The organism is Mesorhizobium sp. WSM4810, from assembly GCF_055811235.1.
Genome location: NZ_JBVVQV010000014.1, coordinates 90,549 through 109,115, shown reverse-complemented (window position 1 = coordinate 109,115; position 18,567 = coordinate 90,549). Strand labels below are relative to the sequence as shown.

Annotated in this window: 21 protein-coding genes and 2 pseudogenes; 15 read left to right on the top strand and 8 right to left on the bottom strand. The window is 63.5% G+C overall.

Annotated features, from left to right (window positions below; translation table 11 throughout):
* Positions 1-134 precede the first annotated feature (134 nt).
* Entirely contained in the window at positions 135-350 is a 216-nt protein-coding gene (locus AC0L3O_RS20580) for a hypothetical protein (protein WP_023799088.1), read from the bottom strand.
* A 288-nt stretch (positions 351-638) separates the two neighbouring features.
* Between AC0L3O_RS20580 and AC0L3O_RS20575 the strand changes: the two genes are divergently transcribed.
* The 4 genes from AC0L3O_RS20575 to AC0L3O_RS20560 all read left to right on the top strand — a co-directional run bounded on the left by AC0L3O_RS20575 (position 639) and on the right by AC0L3O_RS20560 (position 4,441).
* On the top strand, positions 639-902 hold the full coding sequence (locus tag AC0L3O_RS20575; protein WP_027154260.1) for a metal-sensing transcriptional repressor: 264 nt from the start codon (positions 639-641) through the stop codon (positions 900-902).
* 8 nt (positions 903-910) lie between these two features.
* Entirely contained in the window at positions 911-1,939 is a 1,029-nt protein-coding gene (locus tag AC0L3O_RS20570) for a cation diffusion facilitator family transporter (RefSeq protein WP_473616463.1), read from the top strand.
* A gap of 147 nt (positions 1,940-2,086) precedes the next feature.
* Positions 2,087-3,856 carry a cation:proton antiporter domain-containing protein gene (locus AC0L3O_RS20565; RefSeq protein WP_287230046.1) on the top strand — a complete coding sequence of 590 codons (1,770 nt, stop codon included), beginning with the start codon at positions 2,087-2,089 and terminating at the stop codon, positions 3,854-3,856.
* A gap of 228 nt (positions 3,857-4,084) precedes the next feature.
* Entirely contained in the window at positions 4,085-4,441 is a 357-nt protein-coding gene (locus AC0L3O_RS20560; protein WP_023799084.1) for a VOC family protein, read from the top strand.
* Between the two features lie 61 nt (positions 4,442-4,502).
* Here AC0L3O_RS20560 and AC0L3O_RS20555 read toward each other — a convergent pair whose 3' ends face one another.
* Positions 4,503-4,868 (bottom strand): VOC family protein, encoded by a 366-nt coding sequence (locus AC0L3O_RS20555; RefSeq protein ID WP_287230045.1) that lies wholly within the window; start codon positions 4,866-4,868, stop codon positions 4,503-4,505.
* Positions 4,869-5,017: 149 nt separating this feature from the next.
* Between AC0L3O_RS20555 and AC0L3O_RS20550 the strand changes: the two genes are divergently transcribed.
* Positions 5,018-5,329 carry a hypothetical protein gene (locus tag AC0L3O_RS20550; RefSeq protein ID WP_236377460.1) on the top strand — a complete coding sequence of 104 codons (312 nt, stop codon included), beginning with the start codon at positions 5,018-5,020 and terminating at the stop codon, positions 5,327-5,329.
* A 10-nt stretch (positions 5,330-5,339) separates the two neighbouring features.
* A complete protein-coding gene (locus AC0L3O_RS20545; RefSeq protein ID WP_473616462.1) occupies positions 5,340-6,230 on the top strand; it encodes a sigma-70 family RNA polymerase sigma factor in 891 nt (296 codons plus the stop codon).
* 25 nt (positions 6,231-6,255) lie between these two features.
* On the opposite strand, the gene AC0L3O_RS20540 is transcribed toward AC0L3O_RS20545, so the two are convergent.
* Positions 6,256-6,651 (bottom strand): helix-turn-helix transcriptional regulator, encoded by a 396-nt coding sequence (locus tag AC0L3O_RS20540; RefSeq protein WP_473616461.1) that lies wholly within the window; start codon positions 6,649-6,651, stop codon positions 6,256-6,258.
* 28 nt (positions 6,652-6,679) lie between these two features.
* The gene (locus AC0L3O_RS20535; RefSeq protein WP_473616459.1) at positions 6,680-7,336 is read right to left on the bottom strand and encodes a cupin domain-containing protein; all 657 of its coding nucleotides are present in this window, start codon (positions 7,334-7,336) and stop codon (positions 6,680-6,682) included.
* Between the two features lie 76 nt (positions 7,337-7,412).
* On the opposite strand from AC0L3O_RS20535, the gene AC0L3O_RS20530 reads away from it, so the two are divergent.
* A complete protein-coding gene (locus AC0L3O_RS20530) occupies positions 7,413-8,525 on the top strand; it encodes a DUF1330 domain-containing protein (RefSeq protein WP_473616458.1) in 1,113 nt (370 codons plus the stop codon).
* A gap of 56 nt (positions 8,526-8,581) precedes the next feature.
* On the opposite strand, the gene AC0L3O_RS20525 is transcribed toward AC0L3O_RS20530, so the two are convergent.
* Positions 8,582-9,739 carry a sulfite oxidase gene (locus tag AC0L3O_RS20525; RefSeq protein ID WP_473616456.1) on the bottom strand — a complete coding sequence of 386 codons (1,158 nt, stop codon included), beginning with the start codon at positions 9,737-9,739 and terminating at the stop codon, positions 8,582-8,584.
* Between the two features lie 254 nt (positions 9,740-9,993).
* On the opposite strand from AC0L3O_RS20525, the pseudogene AC0L3O_RS20520 reads away from it, so the two are divergent.
* The 4 genes and pseudogenes from AC0L3O_RS20520 to AC0L3O_RS20505 all read left to right on the top strand — a co-directional run bounded on the left by AC0L3O_RS20520 (position 9,994) and on the right by AC0L3O_RS20505 (position 13,139).
* A pseudogene (locus AC0L3O_RS20520) lies at positions 9,994-10,626 on the top strand (DUF1326 domain-containing protein).
* Between the two features lie 8 nt (positions 10,627-10,634).
* Positions 10,635-10,931: a hypothetical protein gene (locus AC0L3O_RS20515; protein WP_473616455.1), complete on the top strand. Its 297-nt coding sequence runs from the start codon at positions 10,635-10,637 to the stop codon at positions 10,929-10,931.
* A pseudogene (locus AC0L3O_RS20510) lies at positions 10,931-11,529 on the top strand (DUF2182 domain-containing protein). The gene AC0L3O_RS20515 and the pseudogene AC0L3O_RS20510 overlap by 1 nt, the downstream one beginning before the upstream one ends.
* A 92-nt stretch (positions 11,530-11,621) precedes the next feature.
* Positions 11,622-13,139, top strand: a complete 1,518-nt coding sequence (locus AC0L3O_RS20505; protein ID WP_473616454.1) for an FAD-dependent oxidoreductase — start codon at positions 11,622-11,624, stop codon at positions 13,137-13,139.
* 103 nt (positions 13,140-13,242) lie between these two features.
* Here AC0L3O_RS20505 and dinB read toward each other — a convergent pair whose 3' ends face one another.
* Both dinB and AC0L3O_RS20495 read right to left on the bottom strand, forming a co-directional pair.
* Complete coding sequence (gene dinB / locus AC0L3O_RS20500; protein WP_473616452.1) at positions 13,243-14,481, bottom strand: DNA polymerase IV; 1,239 nt, start codon at positions 14,479-14,481, stop codon at positions 13,243-13,245.
* Between the two features lie 324 nt (positions 14,482-14,805).
* The gene (locus tag AC0L3O_RS20495) at positions 14,806-15,174 is read right to left on the bottom strand and encodes a hypothetical protein (protein WP_473616451.1); all 369 of its coding nucleotides are present in this window, start codon (positions 15,172-15,174) and stop codon (positions 14,806-14,808) included.
* Between the two features lie 193 nt (positions 15,175-15,367).
* Between AC0L3O_RS20495 and AC0L3O_RS20490 the strand changes: the two genes are divergently transcribed.
* The gene (locus AC0L3O_RS20490; RefSeq protein WP_473616450.1) at positions 15,368-15,670 is read left to right on the top strand and encodes a hypothetical protein; all 303 of its coding nucleotides are present in this window, start codon (positions 15,368-15,370) and stop codon (positions 15,668-15,670) included.
* A gap of 228 nt (positions 15,671-15,898) precedes the next feature.
* Here AC0L3O_RS20490 and AC0L3O_RS20485 read toward each other — a convergent pair whose 3' ends face one another.
* The gene (locus tag AC0L3O_RS20485; RefSeq protein WP_023799071.1) at positions 15,899-16,594 is read right to left on the bottom strand and encodes an XRE family transcriptional regulator; all 696 of its coding nucleotides are present in this window, start codon (positions 16,592-16,594) and stop codon (positions 15,899-15,901) included.
* Between the two features lie 460 nt (positions 16,595-17,054).
* On the opposite strand from AC0L3O_RS20485, the gene AC0L3O_RS20480 reads away from it, so the two are divergent.
* The 3 genes from AC0L3O_RS20480 (at position 17,055) to AC0L3O_RS20470 (ending at position 18,536) form a co-directional block, all read left to right on the top strand.
* The gene (locus tag AC0L3O_RS20480) at positions 17,055-17,447 is read left to right on the top strand and encodes a hypothetical protein (RefSeq protein ID WP_473616449.1); all 393 of its coding nucleotides are present in this window, start codon (positions 17,055-17,057) and stop codon (positions 17,445-17,447) included.
* 110 nt (positions 17,448-17,557) lie between these two features.
* On the top strand, positions 17,558-18,157 hold the full coding sequence (locus tag AC0L3O_RS20475; protein WP_128246990.1) for a DUF6456 domain-containing protein: 600 nt from the start codon (positions 17,558-17,560) through the stop codon (positions 18,155-18,157).
* Between the two features lie 106 nt (positions 18,158-18,263).
* Positions 18,264-18,536 carry a hypothetical protein gene (locus tag AC0L3O_RS20470; protein WP_023799068.1) on the top strand — a complete coding sequence of 91 codons (273 nt, stop codon included), beginning with the start codon at positions 18,264-18,266 and terminating at the stop codon, positions 18,534-18,536.
* Positions 18,537-18,567: the final 31 nt, after the last annotated feature.

Here is an 18,567-nt window from a genome sequence, read left to right as displayed (position 1 = left end):
GGCGCGGTTGGCAAAGCTGCCGATCTCCCTCCTTGTGGGGGAGATGTCCGGCAGGACAGAGGGGGGCGCCGTAGAGCGCCAACATTTCGAGCCTCGCACGCGCCCCGACGCTGATCGCCGGGGGGCCCCGATCTTCAGTTTGCCCTGGGCTCGTCCTCGACAACGAAAGATGCGGCAATCAGGTCGTCGGCATCGATCCGCAGGGAGCCTTCACCTGCTCCCATGACAGCGGCTACCTTCTGAAAAATTTTCATCTCGTGCTCGGTAATCCGGGCGCTCCGCATCCTGGCTTTGAGATCAGCGATGCGCAGCCCCAATGTGTGGGACGTTCCAATTTCACGGTTCGACATGACAACATGCTCCTCCCCGACCCATGCTTTTTGCCTCCCCACCGCTATTCGCCCGTCGCCTATCATGTTTGCCCAAAAATAAGGCATCGCGAATACAGCGCCCCGAACGCTGGTGCGAGGGGAAGGTTCCGGCGCATCATGGTCACGAAATAATACGGGCCGCCGCCGCCGGCGGGTTACCCGCAGGAGGTGGCTAGCCGTCATTCTTCGATTTGTGACGGACTCGCCGGCAAGGTGAGCTCAAAAGAAGATTTGACTGGATCCTCCCGGGGAGGATACAAAACAGGCATGTCCGAAGGCATCCATCGTTCGCATCCGGCTATCGTGAAGCGTCTGAAGCGCGCGCAAGGCCATCTTGCGGCGGTGCTGTCGATGTTCGAGGCGCATCGTCCTTGCGTTGACCTGGCGCAGCAGCTCCACGCCGTGGAGAGCGCCATCAGCAGTGCAAAGCGCGAACTGATCCACGATCATATCGAGCATTGCCTGACGGACACCGCGGAAGCCGGCGGCAACTCGCTGGCGGAACTCAAGCAACTGGCGAAATATTTGTGAGCTGTCAAATGCCTGTGCTCGGCGCGCGCATCCTCGACTGGTTCGGGTTCGGGCCGCGCCATCACGCCGCGCATGGTCATGGCCATCACGATCATGTGAGCGGGTCGCATAGCCACGGGGTCATCGATGCGACCATTGCCACGACCGACCGCGGCATATGGGCGATAAAATGGTCGTTCGTCATCCTGGCAATCACCGCGGCGATGCAGATGGTCGTGGTCGCGCTGTCGGGCAGCGTGGCGCTGCTGGCCGACACGGTCCACAACATCGGTGACGCCACCACCGCCATTCCGCTGTGGATCGCCTTCCTGCTGGCCCGGCGCAAGCCGTCGCCGACCTTCACCTACGGCCTGGGCCGGGTCGAGGACCTGGCCGGGATGATCATCGTCGGGATCATCCTGTTCAGCGCCATCGTCGCCGGTTACCAGGCCATCGACCGTTTGATCAATCCACGCGTGGTGACGCATCTGGGCTGGCTGGCGGCGGCGGGCATTGTCGGCTTTCTCGGCAATGAGGCCGTCGCGGTGTTCCGCATCCGCGTCGGCCGCGAAATCAACAGCGCCGCACTGATTGCCGACGGCTACCACGCCCGCACCGACGGCCTGACCAGCCTTGCCGTGGTCCTCGGAGCGTTCGGCGTCTGGCTCGGTTTTGCGCTGGCCGACCCGATTGTCGGCCTGCTCATCACGCTTGCCATCTTCGGCATCGTCTGGCAGTCGGCGCGCTCGGTGCTGACCCGCATGCTCGATGGTATAGATCCTGAAGTCATCGGCGACATCGACCATGCCGCCGCGCATGTGCCGCAGGCGCGCATTGTCGATGCCAAGGCGCGGTGGATCGGTCACAGGCTGCACGCCGACATTGCCATCGCCGTAGAAGAAAGCCTGCCGGTCAGCGAAGCGCAGAAGATCACCGCAGCGCTGGAACACGAGTTGTTCGAGCACATGCCGGCGCTTGCGGCGGCGAATATAAGATTGGCGAACGCGGATGCCGATCACCGCCATGGACATGGCCACGGCGAGCACGACGGCCACTAACGGTCGCTCCGACCGGCGCGTTTCCGTTCGCTGCGCGAAAGATGTTGAGACCGCCGCGTCTTAGTCCATTATCCCCGGGTCCATTATCTCTGGCTCGTGCAAGGCTTGACCCGAGCGCCAAACGTGGCCGGAAACCGGATTGAGAAGATGCCTCAGGCGCCACTTATCGCAACCCTTGTCGCCGGCCTCGGACTCGCCTTCATCCTCGGCACGTTGGCGAACCGACTTCGCCTGTCGCCACTGGTCGGCTACCTCGTGGCTGGTGTCTTGATTGGCCCGTTCACGCCCGGCTTCGTTGCCGACCAGGCGCTGGCGCGCCAACTCGCCGAGCTCGGCGTGATCCTGCTGATGTTTGGCATAGGGCTGCATTTTTCGCTGAACGATCTGCTGTCGGCAAGAAAGATCGCGATTCCCGGCGCTATCGGTCAAATGGCTCTGGTGACCATGCTCGGGCTCCTTGTGACGCAGGCGATCGGCTGGCCGATCGGAGCCGGAGTGGTGTTTGGGCTGGCGCTGTCGGTTGCAAGCACAGTCGTGGTCCTACGGGCGCTGCAGGAAATGCGGCAGCTCGAAACCGATGGCGGACGCATCGCAGTCGGCTGGCTGGTCGTAGAGGACCTCGCCATGATCCTCGCGCTCGTGCTGTTGCCGGCCTTCGCCGGTGTGCTCGGTGGCAATTTCAACGGGCCAAACCTTAACGGCAATGACCTGTTCACATTGTTTGAGCCGCAGACCATCTGGAGCGCGCTCGGGCTGACGCTGGGCAAATTGGCGGCTTTCTTCGCGATCATGGTTGTCGTCGGGCGACGTGTCATTCCGCCGATCCTTCACTACGTTGCTCACACTGGCTCGCGAGAGCTTTTCCGTTTGGCCGTGCTGGCGATCGCCCTTGGTGTCGCTTTCGGGGCAGCCGAGCTGTTCGGCGTCTCGTTCGCTCTTGGGGCGTTTTTCGCAGGAATGATCCTTGCCGAATCCCAGTTGAGCCAAAGGGCCGCTCAGGAAACGCTGCCGCTGCGCGACGCATTCGCCGTGCTTTTCTTCGTCTCCGTCGGCATGCTGTTCAACCCGATGATCCTGGTCGAGCAGCCGCTGCTCGTCGGCGTGACATTTTTGATCATCGTCATCGGCAATGCCACGGCCGCATCGGCCATCGCATTGATGTTCGGCTATCCGTCCCACGTGGCCCTGACACTCGGCCTAAGCCTGGCGCAAATCGGCGAGTTCTCCTTCATCCTGGCGGGACTAGGTGTCGACCTCGCGCTTCTTCCAGAGGCTGGACGTGACCTGGTGCTTGCCGGAGCCATCCTTTCGATCCTCGTCAACCCGCTGCTGTTTGCGGCGTTGGATCGGCTGACGCCGTGGCTGAAAGCACGAGAGCGAACCATCGCCACGCAAGAAGGCAAATCCGAACCGCCCGAACTCGCGGCTACCAGCCTGACAGACCACGCGGTGCTTGTCGGCCATGGACGGGTCGGAAGCCTGGTCGCGGAGACGTTGCAAAAGGCAAGGCAGCCTTACCTGGTGATTGAGGAACGGCAAGTGATAGTAGAACAGCTGCGCGCCCGCGGCGTTGATGTCATTGCGGGAAATGCCGCCCAGCCGGGCCTGCTTGAGGCGGCCAACGTTGCCTCGGCCCGGTGGTTGATCAGCGCCATTCCCAATCCGTTCGAGAGCGGCAATCTCATCGAGCAAGCCCATGCCATCAATCCAAGGCTCGAGATCATCGCCCGTGCGCATTCCGATGCCGAAGTGGATTACCTGAAGAAGTTCGGCGCCGACCTGATCATCATGGGCGAGCGGGAGATCGCGCGCGGCATCTCGGATCACATTCTGAGCCGGATCGATGCCCCAGCCGCCCCCGTCGCCGACCAGAGCCAAAACACCCGCCAGGTCGACCCAAAGCCGATGGCCGGGTAATGGCGGCAGCCGCGCCAACAGCATCTCCGGCTTCTTCCGCTGATAGCGTGAGGTCTGGCAGGCGTCGGTCTTTGAAGCAACGCCGGGTTCCGGCACCTGCAATCACGGCCGACCGACCTATATCCAACTGAAGCTGGCCGATATCGAGCGGCTGTGTCGACGGCGGAAACGTCGTTTGCAACGGCAATAGCTTGTTTGTTCGCATCACTTTCAGGGAGATAAGGAGCCATGATTTCCGGCGCACACATGATCATCTACAGCACGGATGCCGAGGCAGACCGCGCATTTTTTCGCAATGTCCTACGTTTTCCAGCAGTCGATGCTGGCGAAGGCTGGTTGATCTTCGCATTGCCGCCGGCCGAGATTGCCGTTCACCCGGCCGCCGAAGTCGACAGCCACGAAGTCTATCTCATGTGCGAAGACATCAATGCCACAATCCAAGAGCTGAAATCGCACGATGTTGAATGCACTTCGGTCACCGATGAAGGCTGGGGCCTGCTCACGCATGTCTCGCTTCCCAGTGGCGGCTCGCTTGGCCTCTACCAGCCAAGGCATGCTTTGGCGCACAAGGCCGGGGCTGCTTGAGTGGCCGTTTTCCGCCCGGACGCACGACCCATTCAGATGCCCGCTCTCCGGCTGCACCCGCTCATTGGCTGCCGATCACCATGCGGTTGCCCTCGCTGTCGCGAAATTCCGCCACCGTGCGGCCTGGCTGCCAGGGCGCCTCCTGCGGTTCGGTGATGATCTCGACGCCGCCCGCCTTCAACGCGGCGATCGTGGCCTTGACGTCGTCGTCGACCAGCACCAGCACCGGCTCCGCGCCTGGCGTGTCGTCGGCGCGCCTCACGAAATGCAGGTTCGTCACGGCGCCGGGAAATTTCAGCTCGATCCAGCGCCAGCCGCTATCGCCCATCTTCTCGTCGGCCGCGACCTTGCAGGCGAAATGCCTGGTGTAGAACGCCTTGGCGCGGTCCTGGTCGAATACCGGCAGTTCGGCAAACTGGATGTGCATGGTCGTCTCTCCTGCTCCTCGATGGCCGCTGCGTAGCCGTCCACAGGTCGAGGACGGGTCCGGCCGGCCGAAGAGATTTATAGCGTGCGAGAATCTTTTCGGGAACGCGAAACGTCTTCTGCTCAGAGCAATCATTCAGGAGACGAACCATGGGCTACAAACTCATTCGCTACAGCGTGAAAGACACCGGGCTGGAAGAGAACCGCGCGCTGGTGGCAAAAGTGTTCGAGGCGCTGGATGAGACGGCGCCGCAGAGCGTGCGTTATCTCGTGCTCGAACTCGACGACGGCGAGTTCGTCCATGTCGTCGGCGAGGGAAACGACACATCTGCGCTGACCGGGCTTGCGGCCTTCGAGGCGTTCACGCAAAACCATGCGGAACGGCGCTCGACCCCGGTGAAGCGGTCGCCTGCCAAAATCATCGGCAACTACCGTGTACTTGAGGAGAGCAAGGCCGGATAGAATGGACGCCATGATCCAACCGAAATTCGATCGGCCGGCGCTTGAGGCGATGCTCTCCGAGTTTCGCCCAAAACTGCACCGCTACTGCGCCCGCATGGCCGGCTCGGTGATCGACGGCGAAGACATCGTGCAGGAGACGCTGATCAAGGCGCTGCAGGCGGTCGACGGCAGCATGACGGTCGAGCGGCCCGAGCAATGGCTGTTTCGCATCGCGCATAATGCCGCGCAGGACCATCTGCGCCGGCGCCATCGGGAAAGGTCGCGCATGACCGAGACCGACATGACCACCATCGAGGATCCTTCCGGCAGCGCCGACAGCAGGCTCGCCGCGGCGAGCGGCCTGCGCAGCTTCATGCAACTCTCGGTTGCGCAACGCAGCGCAGTGATCCTTGTCGACGTGCTAGGCCTTTCGCTGCACGAGACCTGCGAGGTGACCGGCGCAACGCTCGCCGCCACCAAGGCGGTGTTGCATCGCGGGCGGGCGCAGCTGCGCCTGCTGGCGTCGCAGCCTGAGCACGTTGCCGCGCCACGGCTCGACGCCGATGACGAGCGACGGCTGCGCCGTTATGTCGATCTGTTCAACGCGCGCGACTTCGACGCGGTCAGGGCGCTGATCGCCGAGGATGTCCAACTCGAATTGGTCAGCCGGCTCCGCATGCGCGGCAAGGCTGAAGTGTCGACCTATTTCGGCAATTACGAGCGCATCAGCGACTGGGCGCTGTCGCTGGGTTTTGTCGACGGCCGGCCGGCGATCCTGATCCGCAACCCGCAGGAGCCGGACGGCGCGGTGCGCGGCTTCATGCTGGTCGAATGGCGGGAGGAGCGGGTCGTCCAGATCCGCGATTTTCGTTATGCGCCTTGGTGCCTGATCGATGCCGAGATCAGCACGATGGAGGGGTAGGGGAGGGTCGGCCTCCGGCCGCCCGCTATCCGCGCCGGCCGTCGCGCCAGCCAGCCGGCGAGACGCCCGCGAGCTTCTTGAAGCTCCGGCTGAAGGCCGCTTCGGACTCGTAGCCGACATCACGCCCGACCGCCGAGACTTTGGCCAGCCCATCAGTGAGCAGTCGTGCGGCCAGTTGTACGCGCCATCGCGTGAGATACTGCATCGGTGGGCAGCCGACGAGACGCGTGAAGCGGGCCGCGAGGACGGACCGCGAGACGCCGGTTTCGCGTGCGAGTTCTTCAATTGTCCAGCCGCGCGCCGGATTCTCGTGGACAAGCGCAACAGCCCGGCCGACGGCGGGGTCGCGCAAGCCGGCCAGCCAGCCGGTCTGCTCCGGCGGCAGTGCCTCAAGATAGCGGCGAACGACCTCAACGAACATCAACTCGCTGAGGCGCAGGCGGATGCATTCAGCGCCTGGCCGTTGAACGGACACCTCTGCCAGCGTCGAGCAGATCGCTCGGTGCGCCGGCCGCGCGCCGGATGCGTATCAGCGGAGGCAGGGCCCCGAGCAGAGGATTGAACGGCCGTGCATCGCAGCCAAGGAAACCGCAGACATATCTGGTCAGGAGGAGGCCGTCGCCACCTTCGTTGATCACGAAGGGCAGTTGTCCGGCCGCCATGGCGCGAAAGAAATCGAGCGAATCTTCCGGGCTCAAACCTGATCGCACTCCGGGCGCACTGCACATCGCGTACGAATCCTCATGCGGGATCACAAGTATGTCGCCTTCGGCAAACTCCATCGGCGGATCGTCACCGATGCTGACCGAGCCCGATCCTTGGGTGATGATGTGGTAGGAAATCACATGTTGGGCGCGCGGCAGGATAAGATGGGCAAATGAACCCGCCCGCGGCACTTCCACGCTCCAGGGCGAAGAGGCATCGACCCAGAAGAAAAGCGCGCCGGTGAGCTTTACCACGCGCAGCACATCCGAAAGCACATCCTTGTCCGGCGCGGCCGAAGGTGCGGCATCGGCAACGACCTCTTCCGATGGCCGCCCAGGCGATCGCGCCAGAACGGACGCTGCAGCAAGCGATTGAGACGCTGGGTCATGGAGCGTGCCCATGGCCAAGTCTACTATGCGCCGAACAGTATATCCACCGCGCATCCCGTGGAGTCCATGCGATCAACGGAGGTCGGCCATGTCTACCTATTGCTTCTTCGACGTGCGTGAAATCACCGACCAGGCCAAGGTCGAGCAGTATCTGGCAGGGGTCTTTGCAACGGTTGAACAGTATGGAGGGCGCTATCTGGTGCTGGGCGGGAAATCCGACCTTGTCGAAGGAGACTGGCAGCCGGTCTATCCGGTCATCGTCGAATTTGCCGACGGCGAGCATGCCCGGCGCTGGTATTCATCGCCCGAATACGAGCCGCTGAAGGCGCTACGCGTCGCCGGAACCCGATCCAACGCAGTGTTCCTTGAAGGTGCAACGCCGGGATCGGAGCAAGCGGCGGCCCAGACCCGCCGGGGCAAGATATCGAAAACTCCGGCTGAAATCTACGACTCACTGTTCGTTCCAGCGCTGTTCCGACAATGGGGGCCTATCGTCGCCGCCGAGGCGCGAATAGGGAGGGGCGACTGCGTGATCGACATTGCCTGCGGTACGGGTGTGCTGGCGCTCGCGGCCCTCGACCGCGTTGGCGCGGAGGGCAAGGTGGTCGGGCTTGATCCCAATCCCGATATGCTTTGCGTTGCCCGCCGCAAAAGCACTCGCATCGATTGGCGAGAAGGGCGCGCTGAGCAGATCCCTTTCCCGGATGAAAGCTTCGACGCCGCGGTCAGCCAGTTCGGCCTGATGTTCTTCGACGATCGAGCAGCCGGACTGCGGGAAATGATGCGCGTGCTTAAGTCCGGCGGCCGGCTCGCCGTCGCGGTCTGCGACTCGCTCGACCAGTCGCCCGGCTATGCCGCAGTGGCGGATATGCTTGAACGGCTGTTTGGGGCCGACGTTGCGAACGCGTTCCGCGCGCCCTTTGTGCTCGGCAATGCGGAGTTACTGCGCTCGCTCTGCGCGAAGGCAGGCATAGAGCGTGCCGAGGTGAAGCGGCACCGCGGAACGGTCCGTTTTGCCTCGATCGAGTCGCTGATCTCGACTGAAAGAGCCTGCATCTGGACGTTGGGCGGGCTTTTGGACAACGAGCAGTTCAATCGGCTTCTGGAGGAGGCCGAGCGGGCACTTATGCCTTACGTGACAGCAGCCGGCGCCGTCGCTTTCGACATGCCAGCGCTCGTCATCACGGCATCCAAGGACTGACGCTGGCAACCAGTCTGCGATCAGGCGCTGCCTGCTTCACCTTCCCGCAAAGTCTATCAAACGACACGCACGCGGCGCGTCACCTGGCCATTGCTTTCCCAGTATGTGTGTTTCTTGGCAATCAAGGGATCGTCCATTGCCGGTTGAACCTGTCCCGTGGTGCTGACCGCGCGCGAGGTCACCGTGTGTTCTCCAGGCGACGGATTTGGCCAATCCAGGGACCAGATCTTCCAGGCGTGTTCGGCCTCCTCGCTGCGGTCGATGGTCGCCGGTGCCCATGGCGCTTGATCGATTTGCACTTCGACCCGATCGATCGGTGCCCCCCAGGCTGCCCCAATGATGCGGTAGTCCGAGTCCTTGCGGGTGACCTTCGCGGGCGCGGACTTTATCAGCGCTCGCCCGACTGAGTCCTCGGTCCACACGGTCTCGCCATTGCGCTCTTCCTCCCGGATGGTGACATAGTCACGCGCCATCAGAAGGCTCATGAAGCGGGTGTCGCGCACCTCGATGCGCTCCAGCCACTTGACGTTGGCGATGCCGTACCAGCCCGGAGCAATCAGCCGCAGCGGAAAACCATTGGCCGCCGGCAAGGCGGCTCCGTTCATTTCATAGCAGAGCAGGTTGTCTGGGTTCGTCGCTTCGGCAAGCGACATGCTGCGCGCGAAGTTCTGCTGCATCTTGACGTCGCGGATGGCGACCTCGCCGGTGTCAGTGCCGAAAAAGACCACCTCGATGCCATCTTCCAGGACGCCGGCTTCCTCGAGGATCGGGGCGAGCGGCGTCCCTGCCCAGCGGGCATTGCCGATGCCGCCGGTGAAAAACGGAAAACCGTGGTTGCCCGAGCATTCGACTGTGAAAACGACCTCCTGGCGCGGCCGCGCCTTGATGTCGGCGAGGGTCAATTTCAGGGGCTTCTTAACCAGACCGCCAATCTCCATCGACCATGTCTTCTCGTCGATGGTTGGTCGATTGAAATGCGAGATGCTGAAGAACTTGTCGTTTGGCGTTATCCAGCTGTCCAGATCCTCCCAGACAAGCTGCTTCTGGATACCGACCGGATCGGGATTTTCGGTCGGCTGGTCCAGCCACCGAATAACTTCCTCGCTCGCCCGTGTTGGAAAAGCGTAAGCCCGACGCGAGGTATAGAGAGAAGCAATTGCGGCAAGGGCAGCACTTCCCTGAACAAGAAGTTCTCTGCGTTGAAGATCAGGCATGTTGTTTCCTCCCAGTTGATCCGGAAACAGGCTGCACGTGCCTTAGGCCGCAGCCTGAACACGGATAGGCGCAATGAACGTTTGCCCCACCCGGAGATTATCCGGACAGGTCAAGCGATCAGCGGCGCATCTCAAACATGTGAAGCCTTGGACGAAACTCTCGCTTGGGTTTCGCCTTTTTGAGGGTGCGCCTTTGAGAGGGAAGAGTCCAGTGTATGATGATCGTCTAATATTTCGAGATCAGGGAGGACAGCATGACGTCTTGGGAAATCAAGGGGCGCGACACTCGTCAATTGCACCTGCGAATATGGCTGCAACTGTCAATTCAATGCGCTGCCCGACAAGGGCCATTGCCATGCCGTGGCCGGCATCCAGATCGATGAAGGTCATCATGGCGAGACCGTTCTCGACGGCCTGCGCATCGCCGCGATCTTCAAATGGCCCGGCGCAATCTACGAGGGCAACGGCGAAGCCATCGCTTTCGTCGACGAGAAGGCAACCGACCAGCAGCGTAACGCGCTGCTGCGCATCATGACCGGCCAGGACACCGACCCGTTCGCGACGATGTTCGCCGTCTACGCCTCGACCGTGACAAAAATGAACGAGCCGGTTTTCACCAAGATCGATCTCGACCTCAATATCGACGGCCGCAGGGGCCGCATCTTCGTCAAGGACTACATCGAAACCGTCGGCGAGCCGATCCGCAACAAGGTGACGGGCGCGGACTCGCGGGCTCAAATCGTGTTGCCGAACGGCTTCGAATATGCCGTCGCCGAGATCGGCAGCGCTTCGAGCGCACCAGCGGGCCGGTTCAGGTGACCACTAAAGACAGTTACGGCCAGTTCGCGCGGCTGCATCTCAACAATCGCGGGGTGGTGCGGGCCTGACGCGGCGCATGAACGGCGGGTCGCCACTGGAACGGCTGCTCAAGCGCGACCGCGTCATCACGATTGCGGGCGTGGTGGCGCTGTGCCTGCTGGCCTGGCTTTACATCGCCGCCGGCGCAGGGCTCGGCATGAATGCGTGGGAGATGTCGAGGCTCGCGCTATTCCCCCACCTGCAAACTCCGAACATGACATCCGATATGCCCGGTATGGATATGTCTGGCATGGATATGTCTGGCATGTCCGGCATGGACATGAGCGCGATGGCGACGGAGCCGCGGGCCTGGGGGCCGCGAACTGGGCGCTGATGATCGCCATGTGGTGGGTCATGATGGTCGCCATGATGTCGCCGAGTGCGGCGCCAACCATCCTGCTCTATGCGCGCGTGCATCGCCATGCGCTGGCACAGGGTCAGATCCAGGACAAGCTCGCGCCGACCGGCGTGTTCATGGCAGGCTACCTCTGGTCTGGCTGGGGTTCTCCGTCGCGGCAACCGCATTGCATTGGCTGCTCGAACGCGAAGCCTTCGTTTCGGCGACGATGATGAGTTCGCAAAGCCGCTGGCTTTCAGCCATCGTCCTGATCGGCGCGGGCCTGTATCAGCTCTCGCCCTTCAAGAACGCCTGCCTGTCGCATTGCCGGGCACCGACGGCGTTCCTTGCCCGCCACTGGCGTCCGCACGCAACTGGCGCGCTGCGTCTCGGCGCACTGCACGGGGCGTTTTGTGTCGGATGCTGCTGGATGCTGATGGCGTTGTTGTTCGTGGGTGGCGTCATGAATCTGGTGTGGGTTGCCGCGCTCGCCATTCTGGTGCTGGCGGAAAAACTGTTTCCTGCCGGCCCGTGGGTTGGCCGGGCAGCCGGCATCGCCCTGATCGCCTGGGGCAGCGCAAAGCTTTTGGTCTGACGACCAGGGCCGCCTCTGTCGGCATTCAAAGCGTCGAGGAACTTTGAAGTCTCGCATCCGTTACCGAATATCGTGGATGGGAGGCTCCGCCGATGAATGTTAGCGATGAAAGGACTGTATCGCTCTGGGCGGCGACCGAAGTCGTGCCCGATGCGGTGCCGCTCGGGCAAAGCGAACAGGTCGATGTCGTGGTCGTCGGGTCTGGGATTGCCGGACTGTCGGTCGCCTACGAACTGGCCGTCGCCGGGCAAAAGGTGGCTGTCCTCGATCGCGGCCGGATCGGAAGCGGCATGACGGCTCGCACCACTGCGCACCTGTCATCTGTCTGCGACGACTATTTTTCGGAGCTGACCAAATTGCGCGGCGAGGACCTGGCGCGGATTTTTTACCACAGCCAATCGGCCGCTATCGACCGTATCCAATCCATCCGGGAGACCGAGCGTATCGCTTGCGATTTCCGGCGCCTTGATGGCTTTCTCTTTCCGGCTTCCGGCAGCCAGGAATCCGATATCACGCGCGAACTGGACGCCGCTCTGAAGATCGGTGTCGAGGTCGAGAAGACCAGGGGCGTGCCATTTGCAGGCTTTTCGGATGTGCAGGCCCTTCGATACGCCAATCAGGCGACCTTCCACCCGCTCAAATATCTCCGCGGGCTGGCCGCGGCCATCCGCGCGCGCGGCGGCGTGCTTTATGCTGATACTATCGTCGAAAAGGTCGAGGAGACTGATGGCGGCGTGCGTGTAACCACGGTTTCAGGCTCTACCGTGTCTGCCAGATCGGCCGTTGTCGCCACCAACTCGCCGATCAACGATCGGGTCGCGCTTCACACCAAGCAAGCGCCCTATCGAACCTACGCGATGTCGTTCGAGATCGCGCGCGATACCATACCGGATGCGCTGTATTGGGATACTGAAGACCCTTATCACTACGTTCGGCTTCAGCCTGGCGACGGTCGGACCGACTTCCTGATCGTCGGAGGTGAAGACCACAAGACAGGACAGGCCGATGATGCCGGTGACCGTTTCGCGGCCCTGACGGCCTGGACCAAAAGGCTGGTGCCCGATGTCGGCGTGGAAATCAACCGGTGGTCCGGGCAGGTGATGGAGACCGTCGATTATGCGGGGTTCATCGGCCGCAATCCTGGCGACAGCCGCGTCTTTGTGGCGACCGGGGATTCCGGCCAGGGCATTACCCATGGCGTTGTCGCCGGCCTGTTGATTTCAGACCTGATTCTGAAGGAGGAAAGTCCCTGGCGCGAACTCTACGAGCCATCGCGCAAGACGGCAGGCGCGATCGGCGATTACCTGTCGGAGAATGCGACGGCGATCAAGAGTTTTGCCGAATATATCGCGCCTGGCGAGATCGATTCCGTCGATAAGCTGCGACCGGGAGAAGGTGCCATCGTCCGCGAAGGGCTCAGCAAGATCGCCGCATTTCGCGATGACGACGGCACGCTCTACAAGCGCTCGGCCGCATGCACGCATGTCGGCTGCCACGTCCACTGGAACTCGCTCGAGCGCTGCTGGGACTGCCCCTGCCACGGTTCGCATTTTGCAATCGATGGCACGGCCTTGAACGGACCGGCCGTGGCGCCGCTGGGAAGCGAGTAGGGCAGTAGGCAGTAGGCAGTGGGCAGTGGGCAGTGGGCAGTGGTGAGGACGCCATTCCAGGGGCCATTCCCCTACCCCCCTACTGCCTACTGCCTTCCCTTACTTACAATTCCTTTTCGGCCAGCTCGCGAAACGCATCGGGGACCGATCGCGATTGGCCGAGCGCCGAGGCATAGCCGACCGCCTCCCAGCCGAAGCGGTCGCGGATCTTGTCGATGGCGCGGTCCGCGGTCCAGCGCGCCGCACCCTTCCTGGTGCCGGGGCGGAGGCGGTCGTCGTCGAGGCCGAGCGGCAGTTCCAGCTGCAGGGCCGGCTGCTTCTCCAGATGCGAGACGGCGATCGCCAGCAGCGAAATGGTCTTTTCGTGCGGATGATCGACAAGCACCTTGCGCACCAGCGCCTCGGCGATCTCGGCCAGCATCGCGGTTGCCGAAATCGGCTGGTCGAGCGTGATCGAACGCGTCACCGAGCGCAGATCGGCAAAGCGGACGCGGACCGTCACCGTGCGGCCGGGCCGGGATTTCGCCCGCAGCCTGGTGGCGACCCTGTCGGCCAGATGCAGCAGGGTGGGTACGAAGATTTTTGCCTCGGCCGGTTTCCTGCCGAGCGCCGATTGCGCGCCGGCCGATCGTGCCCGGCGCTGCGTCTCGAGTTTTCGCGGATCGCGGTTCCAGGCCAGCGCGTTGAGTTTTTCACCTGCCGCCGGGCCGAGCAGACGCTCCAGCGACCCACCATTGGTCTTCGCCAGTTCGCCGATGGTGCGCACACCAATGCCGGCCAGCCGCTCCCTGGTGACCGGACCGACGCCCCACATCAGCTCGACCGGCAGATCGTGAAGGAACTCCAGCTCGTGGCGCGGATCGACCACTACCAGCCCGTCGGGCTTGGCCACCTGCGAGGCGATCTTGGCCAGGTGCTTGGTGCGCGCCACGCCGACCGAGATCGGCAAGCCAAGCTCGGCCCGCACGCGGCGGCGGATGGTTGTCGCGATCTCGGCCGGCGGGCCGAACAGGTGGGTGCAGCCGGCGACGTCAGCAAAGGCCTCATCGATGGAAATCCGCTCGACCACCGGGGTAAAATCGCCGAGCACTTGAATAGCCGCATCGCCGAGCCGCTGATAATCCTTGAAATGGCCGCCGACGAAAATCAGCCCGGGGCAGAGTTCCCGCGCGCGCCGCCCCGGCATGCCGCCGCGCACGCCAAAAGCCCTGGCCTCGTAGGACGCGGCCAAGACGACGCCGCCGCCGACGGCGATCGGCTTGCCGCGCAGGGCGGGGTCGAGCAACTGTTCGACCGAGGCATAGAAAGCGTCCAGATCAGCGTGGAGGATGTTGGCTTCCATCCGGCCCGTTCGCCCGCGGCGGTTCGAACGCCGCATTGTCCTGAGGGTGGGTTTTGTGCGAACATAAAGAGAACAAATAGGGCGGATTGTCAAGGAGCGTGGAGGGCAGGTGGAGGGCATCGGCTCAGGTCTGCGCTGCCCCTCATCGCCCTGCCGGGCACTTCTCCCCGTATATGGACGGGGAGAAGGACGCCGTCGCAAAGGATTTCGCCAATCTCCGGCGTTGCAGAAGTGGAGCCGACGCTGCGGCCAGCCCTTCGCCCCGTCACTATACGGGGAGAAGGTGCCGGCAGCGGGGCAGCGCCGACGTTACTCACCTCTAGCCTACGCCGCCTGCCGTGCCCAGAGGCGGTGGCCGTAGCGGCGGAAGAAGCGCGCCAGCAGAAGCTGCTGCCTGGCGCGGGCGAGATCGGCGCCGCGCCTTTCCTGGCGCCAGCGCGGCATGTTGCGATAACAGGCGATGAAGCGGGCGGCGTCCTCGATCGCCTCTTCAGCCGACTGCGCCGGGCGGATCGCCGCCAGGAACAAGGCCTCGCCGAGCTTCAGCCGGTCGACCAGCGCCTTGCGCTGGCCATGGCCGAGGCGCGCCCGGCCTATGCCGTCGAGGCGGATAGCCGCGAGGGCGGCGAGCATGGCCGGGCTGTCGCTGGTATAGCCGCAATCGCGGGCGAACTGGGCGGAGAGGGCGTCCATCTTCGTCTCCTTGGCTGGCGGCGGCGCGACGGAGACCCGGTCCCGTCGCCCATTCATCTGGGATATCACATGGAAGCATAACTCGAAAAATGGCACAAGTTAAACTTTTGCATGGGTTGAGCGGAACCGACTCGACTCTTCGGGAAAAACCCCTAATGTTGTGAACAAAACAGGAACTGAGGCATCAGGGACGATGGCATTGCCGGGCAAGGAAGCAACGATCGCCGAGGTCGTCTCGATCGCGGTCGAGTGTATCGATTGCGGTCGAAACAGATGGTGGAAGCCGGCGGAGCTGAGGCGATTCGGGGTGACCGCGCAGACGCCGCTGGTGGCGCTGTCGGGGCGGCTTCGCTGCTCGGCCTGTCGCGCCGATGGCCTGCCGGGCGCGGCCGTCTCGATCCAGGCGGCGTTCATCGACGAGCGGCAGCAGCGCCGCGCCGAGGCGCGGATGCTTGGCGAGCGCGAGGTTCCGCTGGAGAGATCCAGGCGGGCTTGATGGGGAGTGGCGATTCCTTCTCCCCTTGTGAGAGAAGGTGGCCTCGCGAAGCGAGGTCGGATGAGGGGTGTTGGACGGATCGCCAACGCCTGCCTTTGCTCCAGGGAAGTGAAGCGAAGGCGACGGATTGCCGATGCCTCATTCCGTCCAGCACCCCTCATCCGGCTCGGCGCTACGCGCCGATCCACCTTCTCCCACAAGGGGAGAAGGGCGCGCTCCGCCGCCGCCCTAGTACCCCAGCAGTTCCTTGAGCGGGATGACGCGCCAGACGTGTTTTATCGCGTAGCGGTTGAAGGTCAGCGACTTCGGCGGATTGTACTGCTCGACGACCAACTCGGCGGCGGTCCGCTTGACCAGCTTTTTGATGAAGGCCTTGCCGTTGCGCTCGTTTTCCTCGGGAAACATCTCGATCACCACGTGGTCGCCGGGCACAGCGTCGCGGCCGCCGCAATAGAGCATCTCGCCGGGCTCGTAGCGCGGCACCATCGAGTCGGAGAGCACGTGCAGGGCGAACACCTTGCGCAGATGGGCGATGCCGGGCGGGCGCTGGACATAGCCGGCGACCTCGCCGTTGAAGGTGAAGTCACCGTCGTCGCCGCCGACCGCGGCACCCAGAAGCTCGATGTCCATCGGGCCGGCGGGCAGGGGGGCGGCGTCGGTGACGATCTCGGCGTCGGCAACATTGTCGGCGTCGTCGAGGAAGACGACCTCGCCCTTGCCGAGCGCCACCGGGTCGACGCGAAGGAAGGCGGCGGTCTTCAAAAGGTTCTCGGTTTTCGGCAGGTTGCGGCCGGTTTCCCAATTGCCGACAGCGGCGACGTCGGTGTCGTTGTGCTCGGCAATATGGCGCATCACCAGGCCGCGCTGCTTGCGCGCCTTGCGGATCGCCGCCCCGACCTTGATCGACAATGAGGTTTTCGCCATGGCGCCATCTGAAACATAAGAATCGGTTTCGTCCATGAAAGAATGGCTTGCATAATTTTTTGAGTTATGCTTATATATAGCCATGCACAAGCCACGCTCCATCTCGCTTTCCCATCCGTCCCGGCTGTCCTCCTCTCCGGCCGGGACGAAGCCCGAGGCTCGCGCCTCGGATCCGGTGGCCCTGCCGTCAGCGGCGGCGACCGGAACGGCCAGAGCCGTCCCCTCACGGCTCCGGCCCCGAATTTCGGCGCGTGCAATGCGGGCCTTTCGTGCAGCCGCACCGAGGACGGCACGGTCATCGTCTTCGACCGGCGCACGGGCAGGGCGGTTTCCCCTGGGAGAGGTAATCGGCGACGCCGCGCCGCCCCTCACCTGCCTGCCGGCATTCTCTCCCCGTGAACGGGGAGAGGGGGCAGCTTCGGCATCTACGCAACCCTTTCGATCTCGATGGAAGAACATCATGCCCGCCTATACCGACACAAAATTGCAAAGCATCGCCCGCACGCCGGCCAGGCTGGCGCCGCCGGTCTGGCTGCCGCAGCGCCCGTTGATGCGCGAGATCCAAGGGCCCGACGGCGAGGCCCTCAAGCTGCCGTCGCCGCGCCCCGCTGCCGCCGTCGGGCGCCAGCCGCATGTCGCGGCCATGCGCTTCATCGACTGCCTGTTCAACCGCTGCCGCGCACCGCTCGACCTGACGCTCGAGCAAAATCCCGAAAACGACGCGCCCGGCAGCCGGCCGGCACTGGCGATGCTGTGCTGCGGCTTGCGCACGCGGCCGCTGAAAAGCTACTGCGCCTATCACGCGGCGCGGTTCTGCGACCATCGCCGTACGGCTCTCGCGGACGCAGCGTGAGCGGCATCGGTCGAGAGTCTTCTCGCCAAGCACGGCGGCCCGGTTCCTCGCCCCCGCTGCGCGGAGCAGCCCAGGTTCTGCGAAGACAGCAATGAAACGAGGAGCCACAGATGAGCAAGAAGACCGCCCAAAAGGCCAAACCGCCCAAATTACCCACGGGCGAGGCCGAGCAGGTGCGCATCCGCAAGCAGGTCGGTCATGATTTCGCGCTGAAGGACGATGCCTTTGGCCGCAAGCGGCTGGCGACCGGCACGCTGGAGGCGAGGCGCGTCTATGAGGTGTCCAATAACGGCCACACCGCGACCGGCGGGATTGTGCGGGTGCGCAATGTCGACCCGCTGACCGGCATCACCTCGCTGTCGCGCCAGCAGCGCGAGGCGGGCATGCGCTACCGCGAGGATTTTCGCGTCTCGGCACAGGACGGCGTCAAGCCGATGGCGCTGATCGAGCGCGTCGACGGCGGACGCATCGGCGGCGGCGTTGCCGACCGCATCCTGTCCGCCGGCCGCGCCTATGCCGACGCCACCAGGGCGCTTGCGCATTGGGAGGTGTCGGTCGTGGTGCAAAAAGTCTGCTGCGCCGGCGAAACGGTGAAGAGCCTGGCCGAACAGACCGGCGAGCCGCGGGATGTGCTGTCGAAACTGCTCAAAATCGGGCTGGACTTGCTGGCGGTGCATTACGGCATGATGCTGATGCGGCGGCCGCGGTGAAGGGGCAAACGGGGCGTTTGGCAATGCGTTTTGGCCAGCGTCCTCCAATTGAAGGGCGCGGGTTTCCCGACGGCCTGTTACGCTGCGCCATTGCTGGTAAATCACAATGCCAAAGATGCCGCAAAACGCTCATTTCGCAGATACGGCGCCGACGTCTTCGGCGCTGACCGCGTATGACGAGCACTGCATGCTGACTTACATCCGGCTGCTCGATGCTTCGGCGGACAGCGCCGATTGGCGTGAGGTCGCCCACACCGTCCTGCACATTGACCCGGAGCAGGAGCCAGAACGGGCATTCCGCGCCTGGGCGACGCATCTGGCGCGTGCCCGCTGGATGACCGAGGTTCGTGTCGATCGGCATGATCGTGGCACGGAATGACGCGGGAGATTTTTCGTGGAACTGCCATCCC

Bases quoted from the DNA above. Each gene is read 5' to 3' on its own strand.
- AC0L3O_RS20580 (WP_023799088.1), bottom strand. From the start codon at position 350: ATGTCGAACCGTGAAATTGGAACGTCCCACACATTGGGGCTGCGCATC.
- AC0L3O_RS20545 (WP_473616462.1), top strand. From the start codon at position 5,340: ATGATCCAACCGAAATTCGATCGGCCGGCGCTTGAGGCGATGCTCTCC.
- AC0L3O_RS20565 (WP_287230046.1), top strand. From the start codon at position 2,087: ATGCCTCAGGCGCCACTTATCGCAACCCTTGTCGCCGGCCTCGGACTC.
- AC0L3O_RS20470 (WP_023799068.1), top strand. From the start codon at position 18,264: ATGCCAAAGATGCCGCAAAACGCTCATTTCGCAGATACGGCGCCGACG.
- AC0L3O_RS20495 (WP_473616451.1), bottom strand. From the start codon at position 15,174: ATGGACGCCCTCTCCGCCCAGTTCGCCCGCGATTGCGGCTATACCAGC.
- AC0L3O_RS20525 (WP_473616456.1), bottom strand. From the start codon at position 9,739: ATGCCTGATCTTCAACGCAGAGAACTTCTTGTTCAGGGAAGTGCTGCC.
- AC0L3O_RS20550 (WP_236377460.1), top strand. From the start codon at position 5,018: ATGGGCTACAAACTCATTCGCTACAGCGTGAAAGACACCGGGCTGGAA.
- dinB (WP_473616452.1), bottom strand. From the start codon at position 14,481: ATGGAAGCCAACATCCTCCACGCTGATCTGGACGCTTTCTATGCCTCG.
- AC0L3O_RS20485 (WP_023799071.1), bottom strand. From the start codon at position 16,594: ATGGCGAAAACCTCATTGTCGATCAAGGTCGGGGCGGCGATCCGCAAG.
- AC0L3O_RS20560 (WP_023799084.1), top strand. From the start codon at position 4,085: ATGATTTCCGGCGCACACATGATCATCTACAGCACGGATGCCGAGGCA.
- AC0L3O_RS20535 (WP_473616459.1), bottom strand. From the start codon at position 7,336: ATGGGCACGCTCCATGACCCAGCGTCTCAATCGCTTGCTGCAGCGTCC.
- AC0L3O_RS20530 (WP_473616458.1), top strand. From the start codon at position 7,413: ATGTCTACCTATTGCTTCTTCGACGTGCGTGAAATCACCGACCAGGCC.
- AC0L3O_RS20575 (WP_027154260.1), top strand. From the start codon at position 639: ATGTCCGAAGGCATCCATCGTTCGCATCCGGCTATCGTGAAGCGTCTG.
- AC0L3O_RS20490 (WP_473616450.1), top strand. From the start codon at position 15,368: ATGGCATTGCCGGGCAAGGAAGCAACGATCGCCGAGGTCGTCTCGATC.
- AC0L3O_RS20480 (WP_473616449.1), top strand. From the start codon at position 17,055: ATGCCCGCCTATACCGACACAAAATTGCAAAGCATCGCCCGCACGCCG.
- AC0L3O_RS20505 (WP_473616454.1), top strand. From the start codon at position 11,622: ATGAATGTTAGCGATGAAAGGACTGTATCGCTCTGGGCGGCGACCGAA.
- AC0L3O_RS20515 (WP_473616455.1), top strand. From the start codon at position 10,635: ATGAACGGCGGGTCGCCACTGGAACGGCTGCTCAAGCGCGACCGCGTC.
- AC0L3O_RS20570 (WP_473616463.1), top strand. From the start codon at position 911: ATGCCTGTGCTCGGCGCGCGCATCCTCGACTGGTTCGGGTTCGGGCCG.
- AC0L3O_RS20555 (WP_287230045.1), bottom strand. From the start codon at position 4,868: ATGCACATCCAGTTTGCCGAACTGCCGGTATTCGACCAGGACCGCGCC.
- AC0L3O_RS20540 (WP_473616461.1), bottom strand. From the start codon at position 6,651: ATGTTCGTTGAGGTCGTTCGCCGCTATCTTGAGGCACTGCCGCCGGAG.
- AC0L3O_RS20475 (WP_128246990.1), top strand. From the start codon at position 17,558: ATGAGCAAGAAGACCGCCCAAAAGGCCAAACCGCCCAAATTACCCACG.